Origin of the sequence: Caballeronia sordidicola (assembly GCF_000729995.1) — a bacterium.
GTDB lineage: Bacteria > Pseudomonadota > Gammaproteobacteria > Burkholderiales > Burkholderiaceae > Caballeronia > Caballeronia sordidicola_A.
This window is the reverse complement of the sequence record NZ_JNFG01000018.1, coordinates 167,041-187,774: the sequence shown is the minus strand read 5'-3', so window position 1 is coordinate 187,774 and position 20,734 is coordinate 167,041. Positions and strand designations below refer to the sequence as shown.

Sequence of the window (20,734 nt, the reverse complement as noted above, 5' to 3'; positions counted from 1 at the left end):
ACGTGTGTCTCCTCCAGTTATGCCACTGCTCGCGCAGACTTCCAGCCAGCCAGTTCCTGCAACCAGCCAAGGCCGGCTTCAGTCGTGCCGCGCGGTTTGTATTCGCAACCGATCCAGCCGTCGTAGCCGATTGAGTCCAGCAGCGAGAACAGGAACGGATAGTTGATCTCGCCCGTGCCCGGCTCGTTGCGGCCCGGGTTATCGGCCAGTTGAATATGCGCAATCGACGGCAGGTTGCGCTTGATCGTCGCAGCCAGTTCGCCTTCCATGCGCTGCATGTGATAGATGTCGTATTGCAGGAACAGGTTGTCTGAACCCACGTCGCGAATCACGTCGAGTCCTTCCTGCGACCGGTTTAGCGCGAAGCCGGGGATATCGAAGTGATTGCACGGCTCGACCAGCAGCCTGATGCCTTCTTTCTTCAACGCGGCGGCCGCGAACTTCAAATTTTCGACGATGGTTGCCCGCGCTTCCTCGCGGCTCACCGAAGCCGGCGGAATGCCGACGAGACAATTCAGCTGCGGCACGTTCAGCGCTTTCGCGTACTCGATCGCCCGCGTTACGCCCTCACGAAATTCTTCCGTTCGATCGGGCAAGCACGCGATGCCGCGCTCGCCGCCTTCCCAATTCCCGGCCGGCAAGTTATGCAGCACGAGCTGAAGGTTGTTGGCGTCGAGACGTTGACGCAAATCAGCCGCCGAGTACGGATACGGAAACAGGAACTCAACCGCTTCGAAGCCCGCTTCAGCTGCCGCCGCAAAGCGGTCGAGGAACGGTACTTCGTTGAACAGCATGGTCAGGTTTGCAGCAAATTTCGGCATGATCTTGGTTCTCTCTCAGGCGTTGTGCGCGATGGCCGTCGGTGCGTCCTGCTCGCTTTCGGCAAGCGGTTCGAATTCGTTGATCGCATCGATCTCCGTGCCCATCGCGATGTTCGTCACACGCTCCAGGATCACTTCAACGATGATCGGCACGCCGAATTCCGCGAGCATTCCCTGAGCCTTGCGAAGAGCGGGCGCGAGGTCTTCCGGATTGAAGACGCGCACGGCCTTGCAACCGAGCCCTTCGGCCACCGCGACGTGATCAACGCCATAACCGTTCAAGTCAGGCGCGTTGATGTTCTCGAAGGCGAGCTGAACGCAGTAGTCCATCTCGAAGCCGCGTTGCGCCTGACGGATCAGGCCGAGGTACGAGTTGTTCACGACCACGTGGATATACGGCAGACGGAATTGCGCGCCAACGGCAAGTTCTTCGATCATGAACTGGAAGTCGTAATCGCCCGAGAGCGCGACGATCGGCCGTTGCGGGTCCGCTGCGCGAACACCGAGCGCCGCCGGAATGGTCCAGCCGAGCGGGCCGGCCTGACCGCAATTGATCCAGTTGCGCGCTTTGTACACATGCAGGAACTGCGCACCGGCGATCTGCGAAAGACCGATCGTCGAGACGTAGCAGGTATCGCGGCCGAAGACCTTGTTCATCTCTTCGTAGACGCGTTGCGGTTTCATCGGAACGTTGTCGAAATGCGTCTTGCGATGCAGTGTGCGCTTGCGTTCCTGGCACTCGCCGACCCACGTGCCGCGATCCTTCAGCTTGCCCGCGGCCTTCCATTCGCGCGCCACTTCGACGAACAATTCGAGCGCGAATTTGGCGTCGGACACAATGCCGAGATCCGGGCCGAACACGCGGCCGATCTGGGTCGGTTCAATGTCGACGTGCACGAACGTACGGCCCTTCGTATACACCTCGACGCTGCCCGTGTGACGGTTCGCCCAGCGATTACCTATACCGAGCACGAAGTCGGATGCGAGCATCGAAGCGTTGCCATAGCGATGCGCCGTTTGCAAACCGCACATGCCGGCCATCAACGGATGGTCGTCGGGGATCGCGCCCCAGCTCATCAGCGTGGGGATCACCGGCACGTTCATGATTTCAGCGAACTCGACCAGCAGATCCTCGGCCGCCGCGTTCAACACGCCGCCGCCGGAGACGATCAACGGGCGCTCGGATGCCGTCAGCATTGCCAGCGCTTTCTCGACTTGGCCGCGTGTTGCCTTCGGCTTGTAGACGGGCAGGGGTTCGTACGTGTCGATATCGAATTCGATTTCCGCGAGTTGCACGTCGATCGGCAGATCGACCAGCACCGGACCCGGACGGCCCGAGCGCATCAGGTGGAATGCCTGCTGGAACACGCGCGGCACGAGCGCCGGTTCGCGCACGGTCACGGCCCACTTGGTCACGGGCTTCGCGATCGATTCAATATCGACGGCCTGGAAGTCTTCTTTATAAAGACGCGCACGCGGCGCCTGACCCGTGATCGCGAGGATCGGGATGGAATCGGCCTGAGCGGAATACAAGCCGGTGATCATGTCCGTTCCCGCCGGGCCCGACGTGCCGATACACACACCGATATTGCCCGGCGCCGCCCGCGTATAGCCTTCGGCCATATGCGACGCGCCTTCCACGTGGCGCGCCAGCACGTGGCCGATGCTGCCAGCCCGTTGCAGGGCGGAGTAGAACGGGTTGATTGCCGCGCCCGGAACGCCGAACGCCATTTCGATGCCTTCTTTTTCCAGCACGAGAACGGCTGCGTCGACTGCTCGCATCTTGGTCATGAGTGTCTCCTTCCATTGTGTTCTGCTGCATCGCGCCCTTGCGCAATGTCGTTAATGGGACTTTATGCGTATGCCGGAGTGTTGATAAGATCAGCCAGAGTCGTTTGATCCGATACAAAAAGTATGGAACGGAGGCACCAAAAATGGACCGCTTCAGGCAGATTGAGACGTTCGTGAAGGTCGCCGAGGCCGGCAGCCTGGCTGCGGCGGCGCTGGAGGAGGGGGTGTCGCCAGTCATTTTGGGGCGGCGTATTGATGCGTTGGAGAAGCGTCTGGGCGTCAAGCTGATGTACCGCTCCACGCGCCGTCTAGTGGTAAGCGAGGAGGGCGCGGCGTTCCTCGAGCGCTGCCGTGGACTGCTGGCGGACTGGAATCAGGCGGAAGACGAACTCGCCGATGGCCAGCGCACTGTCGATGGCCACCTGATCGTCTCGGCGCCGGCGGCATTTGGCCGAATGCACGTGGCGCCGCACGCGCCGGGCTTTCTCGTCGATAAACCCGCGCTACAGATGTCGTTCAACCTGAACGACCGTGTAGCCGATCTGATCCGCGAGGGTTACGACTTGTCGATCCGTATTGGCGGGGCGGTCGACCAGAACTTCGTTGCCGTGAAGCTCTCCGATAACCGCCGGGTGGTCTGCGGCACACCGGCGTATTTCAAGAAGCACGGCAAGCCGAAATCGCTCGATGACCTGCCGCGCCACAACTGTCTCGCGTTCAATTTGCAAGGCGGCCAGAATCGCGGCTGGTATTTCCGTCGCAACGGCAAACTTGCGACGGTGCGGGTTTCGGGCAACCTGGATTGCAATGACGGCGAATTGCTGCACCGGTGGGTATCGGAAGGTCATGGGCTGGGCTGGCGCTCGACCTGGGAAATCCAGCGGCAATTGGCCAATGGCGAACTGGAAACCGTCCTGGACGAGTTCGCGCTGCCCGATTACGACATCCTCGCGGTCTATCCGCAGCAGCGCTACGTGCCGGCCAAAGTGCGCTACTTCATTGATTATTTGAAGAAAATCTACGCGCAGCCGGATTATTGGAGCCGTGAACGGTGACTTTCCGGGCCTATCAGGCCCGCATAAGCGCTAAGCCATTGAAAACACAGCGGAAGTAATACGCGAAATGCGTAAATCAGTTGTGTGGCCGGCCGTATCTCGCTATAATCGCTGGCTTCTCTCTTGCCGCACCGGTCCGACGCCCGGGTGGCTTTATATCCTCAAGGAGTAACAATGCGTCATTACGAAATCGTATTTATCGTGCATCCGGATCAGAGCGAGCAAGTGCCCGCCATGATCGAACGGTACAAGACCACGATCACAACTCACGGTGGTTCGATCCATCGCATCGAAGATTGGGGCCGCCGTCAGCTGGCTTACATGATCGAGAAGCTTGCGAAGGCTCACTACGTGTGCATGAACATTGAATGCAGCCAGGAAACGCTCGAAGAACTGGAACACGCGTTCAAGTTCAACGACGCTGTGCTGCGTCACCTCATCGTCAAGCTGAAGAAGGCCGAAACCGGCCCGTCGCCGATGATGAAGGAAGTTCACCGCGAAGAAGCCAAGAAGGCGGCCAGCCAGCCGTCGACTGAAGCTCATGCAGCTCCGGCCGCAAGCTCGCAGGCAAACTAATCGAGTAGGCGACTTTTAAAGTCGTCGCGTCACCAGGAATCAAGTGAACCGGCTGCAACTGACAGCAAGCGTTGTGGAGCGAGAACCGGTGCGGTACACCCCCGCCGGCGTCCCCATAGCGAGTTGCACGTTGCATCACCGTACGGAAGTCGTCGAAGCGGGCATTGCCCGCCAAATCGAATTGACTCTCCCGGCGGTCGCGGCCGGTGCTGCGAGCGGCAAGCTGGAAGGCCTCGTCATGGGCGTAGAAACGCTCTTCACGGGCTTTATGGCGAAGAAAAGCCGCAACGCGCGAACCCTGGTGTTTCACATCACAGAATTGCAGGATATTGGAAAGGACTGAACATGCCCCGCCCGACTGGTAAGAAATTCGACAAACGTCGTCAGCAACAAAACCCGCTCTTCAAGCGCAAGAAGTTCTGCCGTTTCACCGCGGCTAATGTCGAGACCATCGACTACAAGGACACGGAAACGCTGAAGGACTTCGTTGGTGAGAACGGCAAGATCACGCCGGCTCGTCTGACAGGAACGAAGGCTCACTACCAACGTCAGCTCGATACGGCTATCAAGCGCGCTCGTTTTCTCGCGCTGCTGCCGTACACCGACCTGCACAAGGCCTAATCAGACGACGCAATAAGGAAAAAGCCAAATGCAAATCATTCTTTTGGAAAAAGTCGTCAACCTGGGCAACCTGGGCGACATCGTTCGTGTCAAGGACGGTTACGCACGTAACTTCCTGATCCCGGGCAAGAAGGCCCGCCGTGCAACGAAGGACGCAATCGCGGAATTCGAAGTGCGCCGTGCTGACCTGGAAAAGGTTGCTGCTCAAAAGCTGGCAGCGGCTACGGCCTTGGGCGAAAAGTTGAGCGGCGCAACCGTTCAGATCTCGCAAAAGGCTGGCGTCGACGGTCGTTTGTTCGGTTCGGTGACGAACGCGGACATCGCCGAAGCGCTGAAGAAGCAAGGCCTGGCTGAAGTCGAAAAGTCGCAAGTGCGTCTGGCCGACGGCCCGCTGAAGCTGGTTGGCGATCACGCCGTCCAGGTTGCACTGCACACCGACGTGGTTGTCGACGTGACGGTGTCGGTGCTCGGCGAACACGCTTAAGTGTTTCGTCCGCCGGGCTTAGTCCTGGCGCGAGGCCAAAAGTAATGCGGTAAAAGAAGGGCGGGAACCCTCAACGGTTCCCGCCTTTTTTGTTTTTCCGTCTCCCTTCGCTCCGTCATTTCGCCGATAATTCCTCCCCATGAACGCACCGTCGAAAGATCCCCAACTGGATGCGCTGAAGGTCCCGCCGCATTCCATCGAAGCCGAGCAGTCCGTCATTGGCGGCTTGCTGCTGGATAACGCCGCATGGGACCGTATTGCGGATGTGATGTCGCACGGCGATTTCTACCGCTACGACCATCGGATCATTTATGAGGCGATCGGCAAGCTGATTGCGACCACGCGCCCGGCCGACGTGATCACCGTCTACGAGGCGCTGACGAACACCGGCAAGGCCGAGGAAGTGGGTGGCCTGGCGTACCTGAACGCACTCGCGCAGAACACGCCGAGCGCCGCGAATATTCGCCGGTATGCGGAAATCGTCCGGGATCGGGCGGTGTTGCGCCGTCTGGTGTCAGTCGCGGATGAAATTTCCGCCGATGCCTTCAATCCGCAAGGCAAGGAAGTGCGCCAGTTGCTGGATGAGGCCGAGGCGAAGGTGTTCTCGATCGCGGAAAGCGGCGCGCGCGGCACGCAGGGTTTTCTCGAGATCGGGCCGTTGCTGACGCAGGTGGTCGAGCGTATCGACACGCTGTATCACACGGCGAATCCAAGCGACGTGACCGGTACGCCGACAGGTTTTGTCGATCTGGACCGCATGACGTCGGGCATGCATGGCGGTGAATTGATCATCGTGGCGGGCCGGCCGTCGATGGGTAAAACCGCGTTCTCGATGAATATCGGCGAATACGTGGCTGTTGAATATGGCCTTCCAGTGGCCGTGTTCTCCATGGAAATGCCGGGCACGCAACTCACCATGCGTATGTTGGGCTCAGTGGGCCGCCTCGATCAGCACAGGATGCGTACCGGCCGTCTCACCGACGAGGACTGGCCGAAGCTCACTCATGCCGTGCAGAAAATGAGCGAGGCGCAGATTTTTATCGATGAGACGGGTGGTCTGAATCCGATGGAACTGCGCTCGCGCTCGCGGCGCCTCGCGCGGCAATGCGGCAAGCTGGGCCTGATCATTGTGGATTATTTGCAGCTCATGTCCGGCTCCGGTTCTGCCGGGGAAAACCGGGCGACCGAAATTTCGGAAATCTCGCGTTCGCTCAAAAGTCTCGCCAAGGAACTCGATGTTCCCGTGATGGCGCTATCGCAGTTGAACCGCGGGTTGGAGCAACGTCCGAACAAACGCCCGATCATGTCCGATCTGCGAGAATCCGGCGCTATCGAACAGGACGCGGACGTGATTCTGTTCATTTATCGCGACGAAGTTTATAACCCGGATAGCCCGGATAAAGGCACGGCCGAGATCATTATCGGCAAGCAGCGTAATGGTCCGATTGGTCCCATTCGTCTCACGTTCCAGGGTCAATATACGAAGTTCGAGAATTTTGCCGGTGCGCAGAATTTCTACGGCGACTAGGCGCTGAGCGGGAGGCTTATTTGCCACTCTCCCCGCGATTCGACCCTGGTACGGGCGCCGAGAAGCGGTCCTACCGGGCGAAGCCGGCTTCCCGGATATCCTGCGCGCGGCGAGGCGCGCGGTTCGCGCACTCGGCGACAGGCACTATTCCTTCGGTTTCTCACCAGCAGCGACTAGCACCGGCGCTGCCGCCGTGCTCGCGAGCTCTTCGCTCGACCAGCCGCCGCCCAGCGCCTTGATCAATTGCACGTTCGCGCTTAGCTGACGTGTCTGGATATCGAGGACGCCCCGCTGAGCGTCGAGCGCGGCAGTCTGCGCCTGCACGACATCGAGATAACCTACAGCGCCTTGCCGATACCGGTGCAGCGCCAGATCGACGGAATACTGCGCCGAGTTGCTGGCATCGCGTTGTTGTTCGAGCGCCGTGCCCAAGTCCTGCAGCAGCGACAGGTTGTCCTCTATTTGCTGGAACGCCGACAACACGACACCCCGATAACGCGCGCCGGCTTCATCGGTCGCCGCTTTCGCCGAATCGAGTTGTGCGCGGCGCAAGCCGCCATCGAAGACGTATTGCACGAGTTGCGGACCGATTGCCCAGAACAACGTTGGAGCACTAATCAGATTCGCATAAGCGGAGCTCTGAAATCCAGCTTGCGCGCTGAGCGTGATGGAAGGGAAGTAGGCGGCGCGCGCTACCCCGATCTTCGCATTGGCTTCTGCCACGCGGCGCTCGGCCGCGGCAATGTCGGGGCGCCGCTGCAACAAGGTCGAGGGCAAGCCGGTCGGAATCACAGGTAAGGTGATATCGGCGGTTTGCTCTTGCAAACTGAACTCGGACGCAGCCGCGCCAACCAGTTCCGCGATTGCATGTTCGATCAACGCGCGCTGCGCGAGGTTCTGCGACAACTGCGATTTCGCCGATGACAACTGCGTCTGTGCACGCGATACATCGAGCCCTGAAACAAGTCCTCCCCCATGCAGCGTTTGCGTGAGTTGCAGCGCGCGTGCGAAGGCCGCAACCGTGTCGTTGAGCAACTTCGTCTGCTGATCAAGGCCGCGCAGGCGGATGAAGCTATCGGCGAGCTGGATCTGCAGGCTCAGTTGCACCGATGCAAGATCGGCTTTCGATGCTTGCGCCTCGTCCTTGCCCGCCACCACGGAGTCCCGCACGCGGCCCCACAGGTCGAGGTCGTAATCGATCTCGCCGCCGAGCGTGGCGGAGTTGTAATCGTTGGGGCCGCCCACGCGCAAGGGCCGCCGGTACGACTGCCGGTCGCGTTGCGGAACGGCGTTCGCACTGATCTTCGGGAACAGTCCGGCTGAAACCTGATCCACGAACGCCTGCGCCTGCCGGTAGTGCGCGAAGGCCGCTTCAAGATCCGTGTTGTTTGCGAGCAGGCGTATCTCGAGATCGTCGAGTTGAGCGTCGTTATACATCTTCCACCAGCCGGCCCGATCCAACTGATCGGCGGGCTGCGCGCTGATCCACGGCCCGACCGTGTGATATTGCGCGACGACAGGCGTTGCAGGCACCTTGTAGTCCGGCGCGAGCGAGCAGGCCGCCAGTGCGATGGTGCCGGCCAGCAGCGCCGGGACACCTAACCTAAGCCTCCTAGCCATTGGCGGCCACCTTCTTGTCGGTGCTGGCGGCTTGCACGTGATCGCCGTCAACGAGACCATCCGGCGGCGTATCGATCACGTTATCGCTCGCGACGAGCCCCGAGCCAATCTCGACCGAGTCGCCGAAATCGCGATTGATCGTCACCTTCTTGAAGACGACCTGGCTGTTTGCACCAAGGGTTGCGACCGTCAGGCCGCGCGCGTCGAATACCAGTGCGCTGGCGGGAACCCGGACCGCATTTGCCTGCACCGGCAGCTTGAATTGCAGGCTGGCAAACCCACCCGGCAAGAGCTTGCCGTCGGCGTTATCGACGAGCAATTGAACCAGCGTGGTCCCCGACGATGCGCTGACCGAATCCGCCGATGCAATCACGCGCGCAGCGAAACGCTGGCCCGGATATTCCGGCACGGAAAGCGTTGCTGTCGTGCCGCTGCGGACATCGGGGGCGTAGCTCTGCGGCACCTGGACATACACGCGCAACTGCTTCACGTCGGAGACGGTGAACAACTCCTGTCCGACGCCGCCGCTGCCCGCATTGATCAGCGCGCCGACATCCGTGTCCCGCGCGGTCACCACGCCGTCAAACGGCGCCACGATGCGCTCGAAGCCCTTGGTGGCGAGCAAACGATCCACGTTGGCCTGCGCGGCCGCCACGGTGGCTTTCTTGGCCGTGTAGTCGCCGGTGCGCTCATCGACTTCCTGCTGGGCGACGGAATCCGTGCCGAGCAGTGCCTGCCAGCGTTTCGCGGTCGTACCCGCGAGTGCCGAATTGGCTTGCGCGCTGGCGAGGTCCGCACGGGCTTGCAACAATTGCTGGTCGAGCTCGGGCGACTCGATCACCGCGAGCAGTTGCCCGGCTTTCACCGGTGCGCCGATATCCACATTCCACGACTTCAGATAACCGCTGACGCGCGCGAAGATCGGCGCGCGTGAATACGCTTCGAGATGCGACGGCAGGTCAAGCGTCGGACCATTTGCCGCGCTGACCGGATGGATCACGTTGACGGTCGGGACGACCTGCGCGTTGGTCCAGGTCTTGAGGTTGCGGGCATCGACCGCGCGCAGCGTGACGCCGGCAGCGACCACGAGCACGGCAACCGCGATACCCACCACGCCGATCACGACAAGTCGACGGCGCGGCACGGGTTCATTATTCACAACAGGTTCAGACGACATGAGCAGGACCTCCCGTCACGGGTGTCGGGGCAACCGCGCGGCCAGGGCGCGAGTGAATGATGCAGAAGATCACCGGGACCAGGAGCAGCGACGCGGTGGTAGCGAAAATCAGGCCGCCGATCACGGCGCGGCCAAGCGGTGCATTCTGTTCGCCGCCTTCGCCCATCGCGAGGGCCATCGGCGCCATGCCGATGATCATCGAGAGAGCCGTCATGAGCACCGGGCGGAAACGGGTGAAGCCGGCTTCGAGCGCCGCCTTGAACGGGTCGCCGTGAACGGCCAGGCGCTCGCGGCAGAAGCTGACCACGAGAATGGAGTTGGCGGTCGCCACCCCCATGCACATGATGGCCCCCGTCAGTGCAGGCACGGACAGCGTGGTATGGGTCGCGAACAACATCCAGACGATGCCGGCGAGCGCCGCCGGCAACGCAGTGACGATCACGAACGGATCGGCCCACGACTGGAAGTTGACCACGACGATCAGGTAGATCAACACGACCGCGCCGAGCAGGCCGAACAACATGCCGGCGAATGCGCTGTTCATGGTCTGCACCTGGCCGAGCAGGGCGATGGACGAACCCTTGGGCAGGGTGGCGGCATTGTTTTTGACCACGCGCTGGATGTCGGAGGCGACCGCGCCTAGATCGCGATCCTGCGTGGTCGCGAAAATCTCGACCATCGGCTGGATGTTGTACTGGCTGACGACCGCATTGGTGTTCGTACGCTGGACGGTCGCGAGGCCGCCCAGGATCTGACCACTGCTCTGCAGGCTCGATGTGATCGGCAGGTTCTGCAGCGAGGCAAGCGAATCGAGGGTGTATTGCGGCGTCTGCATCACGATCGGATACGACACGCCGTTCACATTGTTCAGCCAGAAAGTCGGCGCGACCTGACTCGAGCCCGCGAGATTCACGACCAGACTGTTCGTGACGTCACGCTCGTTGATGCCAAGGAGTTGTGCGCGGGTGCGATCGACATCGACGTTGAACGTGGGTGAGTTTTGCGCTTGCTGGATCCGTGCATCGACTACGCCGGGAATCTGGCGGATTTCGCGCAGCAGCCGGTTGGCGTAAGCGAAGTTGGCGGGCAGGTTGTTGCCGCGAACCTGCAAGTCAACAGGCGCCGGCGAACCGAAGTTCAAGATCTGGCTGATGATGTCCGCCGGCGGGAACGAGAACGTCACGCCCGGATAAAGGCGCGGCAACTTCTCGCGCATCTGCCGCACGTACTCCGCGGTCGGTCGGTGATCTTCGTTCAACGCGATCTGGATGTCGCCGTCCTGCGAGCCGATGGTCCCGGTGTTGTTATAAGCGAGGTTGATTCCGCTGACCGGCAGGCCGATGTTGTCGACCATCGTGGCGAGTTCGCTTGACGGGATCATCTGGCGAATCGATCCTTCCACATCCGCAAAAATTTGCGCGGTCTTCTCGACTCGCACGCCGACGGGCGCGCGTACGTGCAACAGGATTTGCCCGGCGTCGACATCCGGGAAAAAATTGCGGCCGAGCAGCGGCACCAGCGCAAACGAGATCAGGACGAAGCCAAGGAAGCAACTGACGAATGGTGCGCGATGGTTAAGCGCCAGTTCGAGCAAGCCGTGATAGCCGCTGCGGATCTTTTCGAAGCGTCGTTCGAAGCCTTGCTGAAAGCGTCCAAGTGGGCCAGGGCGCTTCTTCGCATGTGCGTCTTCATCGAGATTGTGTGGATGCAGCAGGTATTTCGCCATCGTGGGAACGAGTGTTCGCGACAGGATGAACGATGCGACCATCGCGAAGATCACGGCCTCGGCCATTGGCACGAAGAGGAAACGCGCGACGCCATCGAGGAAAAACATCGGCACGAACACAATGCAAATACAGAGCAGCGCCACGAACGCCGGCGTGACGATCTGCGCGGCGCCATCGAGGATGGCTTCTTCTACCTGCTTGCCTTGCTCAAGATGCCAGTTGATATTTTCGATGGTGACGGTCGCGTCGTCGACCAAGATCCCCACCGCGAGCGCCAAGCCGCCGAGCGTCATGATGTTGAGCGTCTCGCCGAGCGCAGACAGGGTCGCTATCGAACCGAGAATGGCGAGCGGAATCGACGTCGCAATGATCACGGTCGAACGCCAACTGCCGAGGAATAACAGGATCATCAGGCTCGTCAGCGCGGCTGCGATCACGCCTTCGCGGGCCACGCCGCTGATGGCCGCGCGCACGAACAGCGACTGGTCACCGATCGGTGCAATTTGCAGCGCGTCGGGCAATGAAGCCTTCGCGTCCAGCACGTGCTGCTTGATGCCGGCGATGATGCCGAGCGTGGACACCGAGCCGTTCTTCAGCACCGACATCAGCACCGAACGCTTGCCGTCCACATGCACGATATTCGTTTGCGGCGGGCTGCCGTCGCGGACGTTGGCGACATCGTGGATATAAAGCGTGGTGCCATTGACCGCCTTGATCGGCAGGTCGCCTAGCGCTTTAAGCGCGAAAGGCGCGTTATTCAACTGCAGCGTGTATTCGTGATCGCCGATTTTTTCCGTACCGATTGGCGTCAGCAGGTTCTGCGCGGCGAGCGCATTGGCGACGTCCTGGGCAGACAGGCCGCGCGCCTGCAATGCAGTTGGGTCGATGTCGATCTGTATCTGGCGCGACTTGCCGCCGAACGGATAGGGGATCGACGCACCGGCCACCGTCACCAGCGCCGGACGCAACTGGTTCAGTCCAAGGTCGCCGAGGTTTTGTTCGGTGAGACCTTTACCCGAGAGGGCGAGCTGGATGATCGGCACCGTCGACGCGTTGTAGTTCAGGATCAGCGGCGGCGTGGTGCCCGGTGGCAATTGACGCAATTGCGTCTGCGAGACGGCGGTCACCTGGGCGTTCGCGTTACTGATGTTCACGCCCGGCTGGAAGAAGATCTTGATGATGCCGAAGCCATTAACCGATTCAGCTTCTATGTGCTGGATGTCGTTCACCGTCGTAGTCAGCGAACGCTCGAACGGGGAGGTAATCCGTCCGACCATTTGATCCGGCGGCAAGCCCGTGTATTGCCATACGACGCTGATCACGGGAATGCGGATATCGGGAAAGATATCGGTCGGCGTTCTGATCGCGGAAAGCGGCCCGATGATCAGGATGAGGATCGCCAGGACGACAAAGGTGTATGGCCGTCGGAGAGCGATACGTACTAGGCCGAGCATGAGAGTTCCAGGACTTGGGGTTTAACTGAACGTTGCCTTGATGCTGCGAGTTTCTGATCCGGTCGGCGTTGCACTGCTGAGTCAAGCTCAAACCCATGAGCACTTTCGAATTGCTTTCGAAATCGTCAATAAGAAGTCGACTTGAAATAAAGCACCGAGCTCGCGTGATTTTGTCTGCAACGAAGACAATGCGGCAATGTACACAAAGGAAAACAAAGCTGCAGCGCGCAGGAGCGGTTTGGAATGACGATTGAAGCCGTTCTGGCCAATGTTCAGTAGGGGATTGAGGACAGCAAATAAGCGCCCGCACCATAACTTGTAACGGTCTGAGGCTTTTCTCACGAGTCAGTGCAGGCTTGTTTAGTAAAGCCGAAAGACGCGCGGATTCTTTTTATTACTGTCGTTTACGGCATGCGTCGCTTGACGCCGCATTCGCTCACGAAGCGTTGGGTCAGGGTTCAGCGTGGGGCACTAACGTCTGGAACACGCAACTCAGTTTCCGGACCGTCAAACCGAGATCGAGCAGACGCTACGCTTGGAGGTTGTGGCGGTCTGACACGCCTGCCTGAGAGCGGACGCTTTCCGATAGAATCGCACCTGTCACGGGTTTGTCATATCGGCTCGCACTAGTCAGGCATTTCATGCAAGTCGGGTACGGTTCTGATCTTAATCGTGCGTGTTTCGGTAAACAGTTGATTTAACGCAGAAAAATTACTTTTCGGGATTTTCATGTTCGGTCGATTCATGCCCACCGAGGGCAAATTTTTCGAAATCTTCAATGCGCACGCAAAGTGCATCGTTGACGCCAGTCACGAACTCGAACTGCTGATCGACAACATGGACCAGATGGAGGTCCATAAGCAGAACGTCCAGACCAACGAAAAACGTGCGGACAAGCTCACGCACGAAACCATCGACCTGCTGCACAAGACTTTCATCACGCCGCTCGATCGCGACGAAATCCACAAGCTCATCACGACGATGGACGATATCCTCGACCTGATGGAAGACGTCGCCACTGCCATCTCGCTCTATGACGTGCGCGAATCGACCGCGGAAATGAGCCAGCTCGCGCATATCAGCACGGCCACCTGCGAGCGCGTGCAACACGCCGTCAAGCTGCTCGCCGACATGAAACGCGCGAGCGAAATCCTCAAGATCTGCGAAGAAATCGACCGTCTGGAATCGGATGCCGACCGGGTGCTGCGCTCGGCCATGTCGAAACTCTTTCGCGAAGAGGACAACGTCAAGACGCTGATCAAACTCAAGGCAATCTACGAGTTGCTCGAGACCATCACCGACAAATGCGAGGATGTTGCGAACATCATCGAAGGCATCGTGCTGGAAAACGCCTGATTTCAGCCGCGCCACTCACTCGATAAACGATGCATTCGATTCAACTCGCCCTCTGGGCTGTCATTACGCTCGTCGTGGTCGCACTCGTGTTCGACTTCATGAACGGCTTCCACGACGCCGCCAACTCCATCGCAACCGTCGTGTCCACGGGCGTGCTGAAACCTCAGCAAGCCGTGGCGTTCGCTGCCGCGTTCAACGTCATTGCGTATTTCGTGTTCCATTTGAAAGTTGCCGCCACTGTCGGCAGAGGAACGATCGACCCAGCTATCGTCGATCAATATGTGATTTTTGGCGCGCTGGTTGGCGCGATCGGCTGGAACATCATCACGTGGCACTACGGCATTCCGTCGAGTTCGTCGCATGCGCTGATCGGCGGTCTGGTCGGCTCGGCGTGGGCGAAGTCGGGCTGGGGCTCGCTGAATATGGACGGCTTGCTCAAGACCGTCTCGTTTATCTTCATTTCGCCGCTGCTGGGTTTCGTCCTCGGATCGCTGTTCATGCTGATTGTGTCGTGGATGTATTTCCGCACGCCGCCCTCCAAGGTGGACCGGCGGTTCAGACGCTGGCAGCTGATATCGGCAGGGTTGTATAGCCTTGGGCACGGCGGTAATGACGCGCAGAAGACCATCGGCATTATCTGGATGCTGCTGATCGCGGCGGGGTATTGGTCAGCGGCAGCGGACGCGCCACCGATCTGGGTGATCGGCGGATGTTATCTGTCGATGGGGCTCGGTACGCTGTTCGGCGGCTGGCGCATCGTGCGCACCATGGGACAGAAGATCACGAAGCTCAAGCCGGTCGGAGGGTTTTGCGCGGAGTCGGGCGGGGCGATTACGTTGTTCGTCGCGTCGTTCCTCGGTATTCCCGTGTCGACCACGCACACAATCACAGGCGCGATTGTCGGCGTCGGCGCGACGCAGAAGTTCAGCGCGGTGCGATGGGGCGTGGCGGGAAACATCGTGTGGGCGTGGATATTAACCATTCCGGCGTCTGCCGTGATGGCCGCCGCCGCTTGGTGGCTCGGACATCGCTTTCTTCCTTAAACGCCGCGAGCAGTTCGCGGGTGACCTGGTTATAAGTCACCCGCGCTTCGTGTGTCAGATCAACGGCGCGCCGACCCCGTCCATCGGAATGATCGCGCCGGATACATAACTCGCCCGGCGGCTCGCCAGGAACAGCGCGACGTCCGCAATTTCCTCGGGTTTCGCGTATCGGCCGAGCGGCACTTTTGCCTGGCTTTGCGCCAACGCTTCATCTCGCGTGACACCCAGTCTCTGCGCCTCGAGCGCCAGCGATTCCTCAACCCGTTCCGTCAACGTCGCGCCCGGATTGATCGCGTTGATGCGAATGCCGAGCTTCGCGTAATGATGCGCGAGACCAACGGTTGCCAGCATCAGCGCTGCATTCGCCGCGCCGCCCGCGATATGAATATCGCTCGCAATCTTCCCACCCATCCCGATGATGTTCACCACCGCGCCCGGTTCGGCCTTGGGGTTCGCTCTCAGCCGTTCGGCCATTTGCTTCAGCACGGCTTGCTGAGGGTAGATACACGGGAAATATTTCGCTTCCATCGCGGCCTTGTAGGCGGCGGCATCGAGGAGATCAGGGTCGTAGCGTTTAGCGGCGCCCGCGCAATTCACGAGGATATCGATCGGGCCGAGCGCGCCCGTCGCTTCTTCCACCACGTCTTGCGCGCTGTGCGCTTCGTGAAGATCGGCACGCGCCAGATGCACGTGGAAGCCATCTTTCGCGAGTTCTTCGCGTGCACGGGCGAGATTTGCCGGATCGCGTGAAACAATCGCGACGCGCGCGCCTTCCGCTGCAAATGCTCGCGCGCACGCGAAGCCGATACCCTTGCTGCCGCCCGTGATGAGCACGATCTTGCCGGCGAGTCCCAAGTCCATGAGGTTCACTCCTTTCGAGGCCGATGGTCGATTCGATGATGCGTTGAATCGTTATCGAGACACGATAGCAGACGCTGGGAAGTGTGTGCGGTTCAGAAAACGCGCTGAACGTGATAGCCGGGTGACGGCTCAGTAGCTGCCGTTGGCGAACTTCGCGATGGGGTCGTCGGCGGTAGCGGGGTGCGTAGGCGTGCGTGGAATCGTGAGCGAATTCGTGGAGGCGCGCATCACGTGGGCGGATGGGTCGGCGGCGGGAATGCGACCGACTGAGGAAGGTTGTTGTTCTCGCACGGAGCGCACCTGCTGCGCCGCCAGCCGGGCGGTGGGCGGCGGGGGTTCGAAGGCATCGGCAGCGGCCGCGATGGGGTCGGGCGCTGCCGATGCCGCCGCGACAGCATTCGATCCAGCCTGCGATTCGCGTGGTGGTGACATCGCGTTTGCGGTCTGCGATTGACGTTGTGCGGCGGAAAGCGATGACGGCGGCGGTTCGAACGGATCGGCACCCGAGCGGGCGGTAGTAATGGCTGGTGACACGGCACCCGCCGATTGCGCCTGCCGTTGTGCGGACGACAATGCGGACGGCGGTGGTTCGAACTGATCGGCGGCGGTACGGTAGGAGCCTACCGGCGGTGCCGTCGTTGGCGCAGCGCTCGGCGGTTCATAGCGATCGGCAGCAGGGGCTGCGTTGGCCGTCGCGGCAACTTGCGGCGGTGAACCGCCTGGGACCGGTGCCGGAACCGGCGACGCCAGATACGTTGGTGCATCGAACGGAGCCGGATCTGCTTTCGGTGCCGCGACGCGCCGGATGCCATCGAAACGCTTGGCCCAATATGGATTGGTGAGGTAATCGAGCCGCACGGTGCCCCCAGTCGAGGGCGCGTTCACAAAGCGCAGTTTCCCCACGTAAATCCCGACGTGCGAATGCGGCCGGCCCGTCGTGTTGAAGAAAATCAGGTCGCCGGGAGCAACTTCGTCGGGTTCAATCGATTCACCGCGAACGCTCATGTCCGCCGTCGTGCGCGGCAGGTTCACCGATGCCGCCCGATCCACCACATAGCGCACCAGCCCGCTGCAATCGAAACCTGCCTCCGGCGTATTACCTCCCCAGCGATACGGCACGCCCACGAGCGACATCGCCTGAATGGAGATTTCCTCGCGTCCGACGCTGTGATCGACGAAATTCGGGAAACCGGAGGGTGTGGCGAAGGTGCGATTGGAAGCGGTAGCGTTCGATCCGGCCGGTGCGCGCGACACCCGCGTCGGCGCGCTCGAGCACGCGGCAACGAGGAGGGTGAGAAGCAGCAGTGACCAGAGTTGACGCATTCGGAAGGGCGAGCCGAGGGTGAACATGAGCGCTCGCCATGATGGCGGTCTCGCGATACTAGCCCGTCAGACGGGGCTGGAGCAAGTTTTCTTGATAAGTCACTTGAGGTTTACGCTGTAAGTGTTGCTTCGGAGGGACGTGTTTTCAGACCGAAAACACGCTGAAAAGGCGCAAAAAAGCCCAGCAAGCGATGCTTGCCGGGCTTTCAAAGCGTGTCGAAAATCTAAAGAATTTAAAGAATCTCGGACGCGTAATCCGCCAGACGTGAGCGTTCGCCACGCGCGAGCGTGACGTGGCCGCTATGCGTCCAGCCCTTGAAGCGGTCGACCACGTACGTCAGGCCTGAACTGCCCTCCGTCAGATACGGCGTGTCGATCTGCGCGATATTGCCCAGACACACGATCTTCGTGCCCGGACCGGCGCGCGTGACGAGCGTTTTCATCTGCTTGGGCGTCAAATTCTGCGCCTCGTCGATGATCACGTATTTGTCCACGAACGTCCGTCCGCGCATGAAGTTCATGCTCTTCACCTTCAGGCGTGATCGGATCAGTTCCTGCGTGGCGGCACGGCCCCATTCGCCGGCGGCGTCGTCGGTCTTTTGCAGGACTTCGAGGTTGTCGTCGAATGCGCCCATCCACGGCTGCATCTTTTCCTCTTCCGTACCCGGCAAGAAGCCGATGTCTTCGCCAACAGGCACCGTCGCACGCGTCACGATGATCTCGTTATAGCGCTTGTCGTCGAGCACTTGCGCGAGGCCGGCGGCCAATGCCATCAAGGTCTTGCCGGTACCGGCCTGACCCAGCAGCGTGACGAAATCCACGTCCGGGTTCATCAGCAGGTTCAGCGCGAAATTCTGCTCGCGATTGCGCGATGTGATGCCCCACACGTTGTTCTTGTGATGGCTGTAATCGCGCAGCGTTTGCAGCAGCGCTGTCTTGCCGTTCAACTCGCGCACGATGCCGTAGAACGACGGTTCGCCGTTCTGCGGTTCGAAATACACGAACTCGTTGACCAGCATGGACGCGCACTGCGGACCGGTGACGCGGTAATACGTCGTGCCTGTCTTGGTGTCCTGCCAGCTTTCCATGCCCTTCGCGTGCTTCGTCCAGAAGTCGGACGGCAACGCGCGTACGCCGGAATAGAGCAGGTCCTTGTCTTCCAGCACCTGGTCGTTGAAATAATCTTCAGCGGGCAGGCCGAGCGCGTGGGCCTTGATGCGCATGTTGATGTCTTTCGACACCAGCACGACCTGGCGATCCGTGCGCTCCTTCTGCAACGCGCGAACCACGCCGAGAATCTGGTTGTCGGCCTTGCCGACCGGCAGGCCTTCAACCGGCTCAATGTCGGTCAGCGTGGTCTGGAAGTACAGGCGGCCGGTGGCATCGCGATTGCCCAGCGCGGACAAGGGCAAACCAGCCGACATCTCGCCGACGTGCGCCACCAGCGCATCCAGCGTGCGGCTCACCTGACGCGCATTGCGCGCCACTTCCGACATGCCCTTCTTGTGGTTATCGAGTTCCTCGAGCGTCATCATCGGCAGATAGACGTCGTGTTCCTCGAACCGGAAAAGCGATGACGGATCGTGCATCAGCACGTTCGTGTCGAGCACGAACAATTTGCCGATCTCGTTCTCCGGCTGGCCACGCTGACGGCGTTTCTGCTGGCCACGCGGTTGCCCTGCGGCAGCCACGGGCGCGGCCGGTGCTTCGGCGCGCGACGGCGTGCGCGCTTCGACCGGCGTGCGGGCGACAGCCGGCGTGGTTTCGATCTGTTCGGCCGGCGTAGCAGCGGGCTGCAGCAACGCAGCGGTTTGTTTCGCGCGACGCGTGCGGGCGGCGGGCGCTGCGTCAGAGGCTTCTACTGCTGAGCCTTTGGCCGCGTTCGCCAATGTCTCGCTTGCTATAGCGCGCAGCGTATTGGCGGTGTTCGCGGCGGCAGGCCGTGAACCGCCGACGCTTGCGCCAAAGTCGGTCTCGGTTTCAGCCAGATCACCGTCGCTTGCCTGCTTTTTCGATGTTCGGGCAGGCCGGGCTTTGGCTTTGTATTCTTCAGACGGCAGGAGGTTGCCGAGCTTGACGGGTGCGGTAGGCAAAGGCATGGTTTTCCTCGATAGGATTCGGATCGTATGTCGTGCGTCGCCTGTCGCATCCTGCGTGAGCCGACGTTCAGGTCTTCAGGCCAGAAGGCCGGACGTCGATGCAGTTTGCGCCCGGAGACGCGCTTCGGTTTCGAAAACGCCGGTTCGCCTAGATTTCGATCGGCTCCTTGGAAGTTGCGTCCTGAAGAAAACGGGGATGAAACGCACGGACGGCGCGGGACGCCCAGGGCGCACACGCTGCAGGTGAGGGAGCGTCCGCAAACAAAAAAGCCGCCGTCCCGGACGATGGGACCAGCGGCTCGACAGCGCCTGCTTCAAAGCGCCTTTCAACTTCCGCCACGCGCGAGGATTGCCGGCGTGGCGTGTAGCGGGACCCCGTGCCGGTCGCGGGGGAAACCGCGAAACACCGGACGCTACGCAAAGAGAAATGGAGGGAAGGGCAAGCGCTCATTGCGAATCAATATAACGTGCCTCAAAGCGCTTGTACAGCTTCCACAATCTGTTCAACGTGACCTGGAACCTTTACGCCACGGAACTCCCGGCGAAGCACGCCGTTCGTGTCCAGCAGGAAGGTCGAGCGCTCGATTCCGCGTACTTCCTTGCCATACATTTTCTTCATTTTGATGACACCGAAGAGCGTGCAAATAGCTTCGTCGGAGTCGGACACCAGCGTGTACGGCAGTTCAAGCTTCGCCTTGAAGTTGTCGTGCGATTTCACGCTGTCACGCGAGATGCCGATCACCTCAGCGCCTGCCTTCTTGAATTGAGCATAGAGATCACGGAACTGCAGGCTTTCCGTGGTACAGCCCGGCGTGTTGTCTTTCGGATAAAAAAACAGCACGACTTTCTTGCCTCGCAGACTGGACAGCGAAAAGTCGCCGCCGGTTGCGGGCGCGGTGAAATCGGGAACGGATTGATCGACTGCGATCGGCACGAAGTTTCTCCTCTGTCGACCGGAGTTGGCGCTTCAGCGCTTACTCCGGTCCCATGCAGGTTGTTTGCGGTCGACCGGAGTTGGCGTGTCGACCAGAGTTGGCACTTTAGTGCCTTACTCTGGTCTCATGGCGCTCACTCCAGTCCCATGAAAGTTGTTGCTGTTATCGGTAGACGCGTGGCTCGTGCGCCATTTCTGGAGAGCGAGCACGTTGAAACGGTAGTGCGAATCAGGGAAGGGCTGGGCACCGTCCGACCGGGCCTG

The 20,734-nt window shown here is 60.5% G+C and carries 17 protein-coding genes; 8 read left to right on the top strand and 9 right to left on the bottom strand.

The genetic code is table 11. The features are described from left to right. Positions 1-17: 17 nt before the first annotated feature. Both hyi and gcl read right to left on the bottom strand, forming a co-directional pair. Positions 18-821, bottom strand: a complete 804-nt coding sequence (hyi, locus tag FH08_RS0118655; RefSeq protein WP_031359792.1) for a hydroxypyruvate isomerase — start codon at positions 819-821, stop codon at positions 18-20. A gap of 15 nt (positions 822-836) precedes the next feature. Continuing rightward, complete coding sequence (gcl, locus tag FH08_RS0118650; RefSeq protein WP_031359791.1) at positions 837-2,612, bottom strand: glyoxylate carboligase; 1,776 nt, start codon at positions 2,610-2,612, stop codon at positions 837-839. 143 nt (positions 2,613-2,755) lie between these two features. Between gcl and FH08_RS0118645 the strand changes: the two genes are divergently transcribed. The 6 genes from FH08_RS0118645 (at position 2,756) to FH08_RS0118620 (ending at position 6,876) form a co-directional block, all read left to right on the top strand. Then, positions 2,756-3,667: a LysR family transcriptional regulator gene (locus tag FH08_RS0118645; RefSeq protein ID WP_031359790.1), complete on the top strand. Its 912-nt coding sequence runs from the start codon at positions 2,756-2,758 to the stop codon at positions 3,665-3,667. Between the two features lie 174 nt (positions 3,668-3,841). Further along, positions 3,842-4,243: a 30S ribosomal protein S6 gene (gene rpsF, locus FH08_RS0118640; protein ID WP_031359789.1), complete on the top strand. Its 402-nt coding sequence runs from the start codon at positions 3,842-3,844 to the stop codon at positions 4,241-4,243. Between the two features lie 43 nt (positions 4,244-4,286). After that, positions 4,287-4,586, top strand: coding sequence for a primosomal replication protein N (priB, locus tag FH08_RS0118635; protein WP_031359788.1), 300 nt, complete (start codon positions 4,287-4,289; stop codon positions 4,584-4,586). A 2-nt stretch (positions 4,587-4,588) separates the two neighbouring features. Continuing rightward, entirely contained in the window at positions 4,589-4,864 is a 276-nt protein-coding gene (gene rpsR, locus FH08_RS0118630; RefSeq protein ID WP_031359787.1) for a 30S ribosomal protein S18, read from the top strand. 28 nt (positions 4,865-4,892) lie between these two features. Further along, positions 4,893-5,348 (top strand): 50S ribosomal protein L9, encoded by a 456-nt coding sequence (gene rplI / locus FH08_RS0118625; protein ID WP_031359786.1) that lies wholly within the window; start codon positions 4,893-4,895, stop codon positions 5,346-5,348. Positions 5,349-5,487: 139 nt separating this feature from the next. After that, on the top strand, positions 5,488-6,876 hold the full coding sequence (locus tag FH08_RS0118620) for a replicative DNA helicase (protein ID WP_031359785.1): 1,389 nt from the start codon (positions 5,488-5,490) through the stop codon (positions 6,874-6,876). A 144-nt stretch (positions 6,877-7,020) separates the two neighbouring features. Here FH08_RS0118620 and FH08_RS0118615 read toward each other — a convergent pair whose 3' ends face one another. Genes FH08_RS0118615 through FH08_RS0118605 form a run of 3 tightly spaced genes read right to left on the bottom strand, consistent with a single transcriptional unit; the run spans position 7,021 to position 12,854 of the window. Continuing rightward, positions 7,021-8,496: an efflux transporter outer membrane subunit gene (locus tag FH08_RS0118615; RefSeq protein WP_031359784.1), complete on the bottom strand. Its 1,476-nt coding sequence runs from the start codon at positions 8,494-8,496 to the stop codon at positions 7,021-7,023. Beyond that, positions 8,489-9,673, bottom strand: a complete 1,185-nt coding sequence (locus tag FH08_RS0118610) for an efflux RND transporter periplasmic adaptor subunit (RefSeq protein ID WP_031359783.1) — start codon at positions 9,671-9,673, stop codon at positions 8,489-8,491. Before FH08_RS0118610 ends, FH08_RS0118615 begins: the two co-directional genes overlap by 8 nt. Next, the gene (locus tag FH08_RS0118605) at positions 9,663-12,854 is read right to left on the bottom strand and encodes an efflux RND transporter permease subunit (RefSeq protein ID WP_031359782.1); all 3,192 of its coding nucleotides are present in this window, start codon (positions 12,852-12,854) and stop codon (positions 9,663-9,665) included. The genes FH08_RS0118610 and FH08_RS0118605 overlap by 11 nt, the downstream gene beginning before the upstream one ends. Before the next feature lie 729 nt (positions 12,855-13,583). On the opposite strand from FH08_RS0118605, the gene FH08_RS0118600 reads away from it, so the two are divergent. Together FH08_RS0118600 and FH08_RS0118595 are read left to right on the top strand one after the other, a co-directional pair. Beyond that, a complete protein-coding gene (locus tag FH08_RS0118600; RefSeq protein WP_031359781.1) occupies positions 13,584-14,210 on the top strand; it encodes a DUF47 domain-containing protein in 627 nt (208 codons plus the stop codon). Between the two features lie 29 nt (positions 14,211-14,239). Then, complete coding sequence (locus tag FH08_RS0118595; RefSeq protein WP_031359780.1) at positions 14,240-15,253, top strand: inorganic phosphate transporter; 1,014 nt, start codon at positions 14,240-14,242, stop codon at positions 15,251-15,253. A gap of 54 nt (positions 15,254-15,307) precedes the next feature. Here FH08_RS0118595 and FH08_RS0118590 read toward each other — a convergent pair whose 3' ends face one another. From FH08_RS0118590 to FH08_RS0118575, 4 genes are all read right to left on the bottom strand, one after another. Beyond that, positions 15,308-16,114, bottom strand: a complete 807-nt coding sequence (locus FH08_RS0118590; protein ID WP_031359779.1) for an SDR family oxidoreductase — start codon at positions 16,112-16,114, stop codon at positions 15,308-15,310. Positions 16,115-16,243: 129 nt separating this feature from the next. Beyond that, a complete protein-coding gene (locus tag FH08_RS0118585; protein ID WP_031359778.1) occupies positions 16,244-17,437 on the bottom strand; it encodes an NlpC/P60 family protein in 1,194 nt (397 codons plus the stop codon). Positions 17,438-17,670: 233 nt separating this feature from the next. Further along, positions 17,671-19,536 (bottom strand): PhoH family protein, encoded by a 1,866-nt coding sequence (locus FH08_RS0118580; protein WP_031359777.1) that lies wholly within the window; start codon positions 19,534-19,536, stop codon positions 17,671-17,673. Between the two features lie 472 nt (positions 19,537-20,008). Next, the gene (locus FH08_RS0118575; protein ID WP_031359776.1) at positions 20,009-20,470 is read right to left on the bottom strand and encodes a peroxiredoxin; all 462 of its coding nucleotides are present in this window, start codon (positions 20,468-20,470) and stop codon (positions 20,009-20,011) included. Positions 20,471-20,734 lie beyond the last annotated feature (264 nt).

Excerpts from the sequence above, each read along its gene's own strand:
- hyi (WP_031359792.1), bottom strand. The coding sequence starts at position 821 with ATGCCGAAATTTGCTGCAAACCTGACCATGCTGTTCAACGAAGTACCG.
- gcl (WP_031359791.1), bottom strand. The coding sequence starts at position 2,612 with ATGACCAAGATGCGAGCAGTCGACGCAGCCGTTCTCGTGCTGGAAAAA.
- FH08_RS0118645 (WP_031359790.1), top strand. The coding sequence starts at position 2,756 with ATGGACCGCTTCAGGCAGATTGAGACGTTCGTGAAGGTCGCCGAGGCC.
- rpsF (WP_031359789.1), top strand. The coding sequence starts at position 3,842 with ATGCGTCATTACGAAATCGTATTTATCGTGCATCCGGATCAGAGCGAG.
- rpsR (WP_031359787.1), top strand. The coding sequence starts at position 4,589 with ATGCCCCGCCCGACTGGTAAGAAATTCGACAAACGTCGTCAGCAACAA.
- rplI (WP_031359786.1), top strand. The coding sequence starts at position 4,893 with ATGCAAATCATTCTTTTGGAAAAAGTCGTCAACCTGGGCAACCTGGGC.
- FH08_RS0118620 (WP_031359785.1), top strand. The coding sequence starts at position 5,488 with ATGAACGCACCGTCGAAAGATCCCCAACTGGATGCGCTGAAGGTCCCG.
- FH08_RS0118615 (WP_031359784.1), bottom strand. The coding sequence starts at position 8,496 with ATGGCTAGGAGGCTTAGGTTAGGTGTCCCGGCGCTGCTGGCCGGCACC.
- FH08_RS0118610 (WP_031359783.1), bottom strand. The coding sequence starts at position 9,673 with ATGTCGTCTGAACCTGTTGTGAATAATGAACCCGTGCCGCGCCGTCGA.
- FH08_RS0118605 (WP_031359782.1), bottom strand. The coding sequence starts at position 12,854 with ATGCTCGGCCTAGTACGTATCGCTCTCCGACGGCCATACACCTTTGTC.
- FH08_RS0118600 (WP_031359781.1), top strand. The coding sequence starts at position 13,584 with ATGTTCGGTCGATTCATGCCCACCGAGGGCAAATTTTTCGAAATCTTC.
- FH08_RS0118595 (WP_031359780.1), top strand. The coding sequence starts at position 14,240 with ATGCATTCGATTCAACTCGCCCTCTGGGCTGTCATTACGCTCGTCGTG.
- FH08_RS0118590 (WP_031359779.1), bottom strand. The coding sequence starts at position 16,114 with ATGGACTTGGGACTCGCCGGCAAGATCGTGCTCATCACGGGCGGCAGC.
- FH08_RS0118585 (WP_031359778.1), bottom strand. The coding sequence starts at position 17,437 with ATGCGTCAACTCTGGTCACTGCTGCTTCTCACCCTCCTCGTTGCCGCG.
- FH08_RS0118580 (WP_031359777.1), bottom strand. The coding sequence starts at position 19,536 with ATGCCTTTGCCTACCGCACCCGTCAAGCTCGGCAACCTCCTGCCGTCT.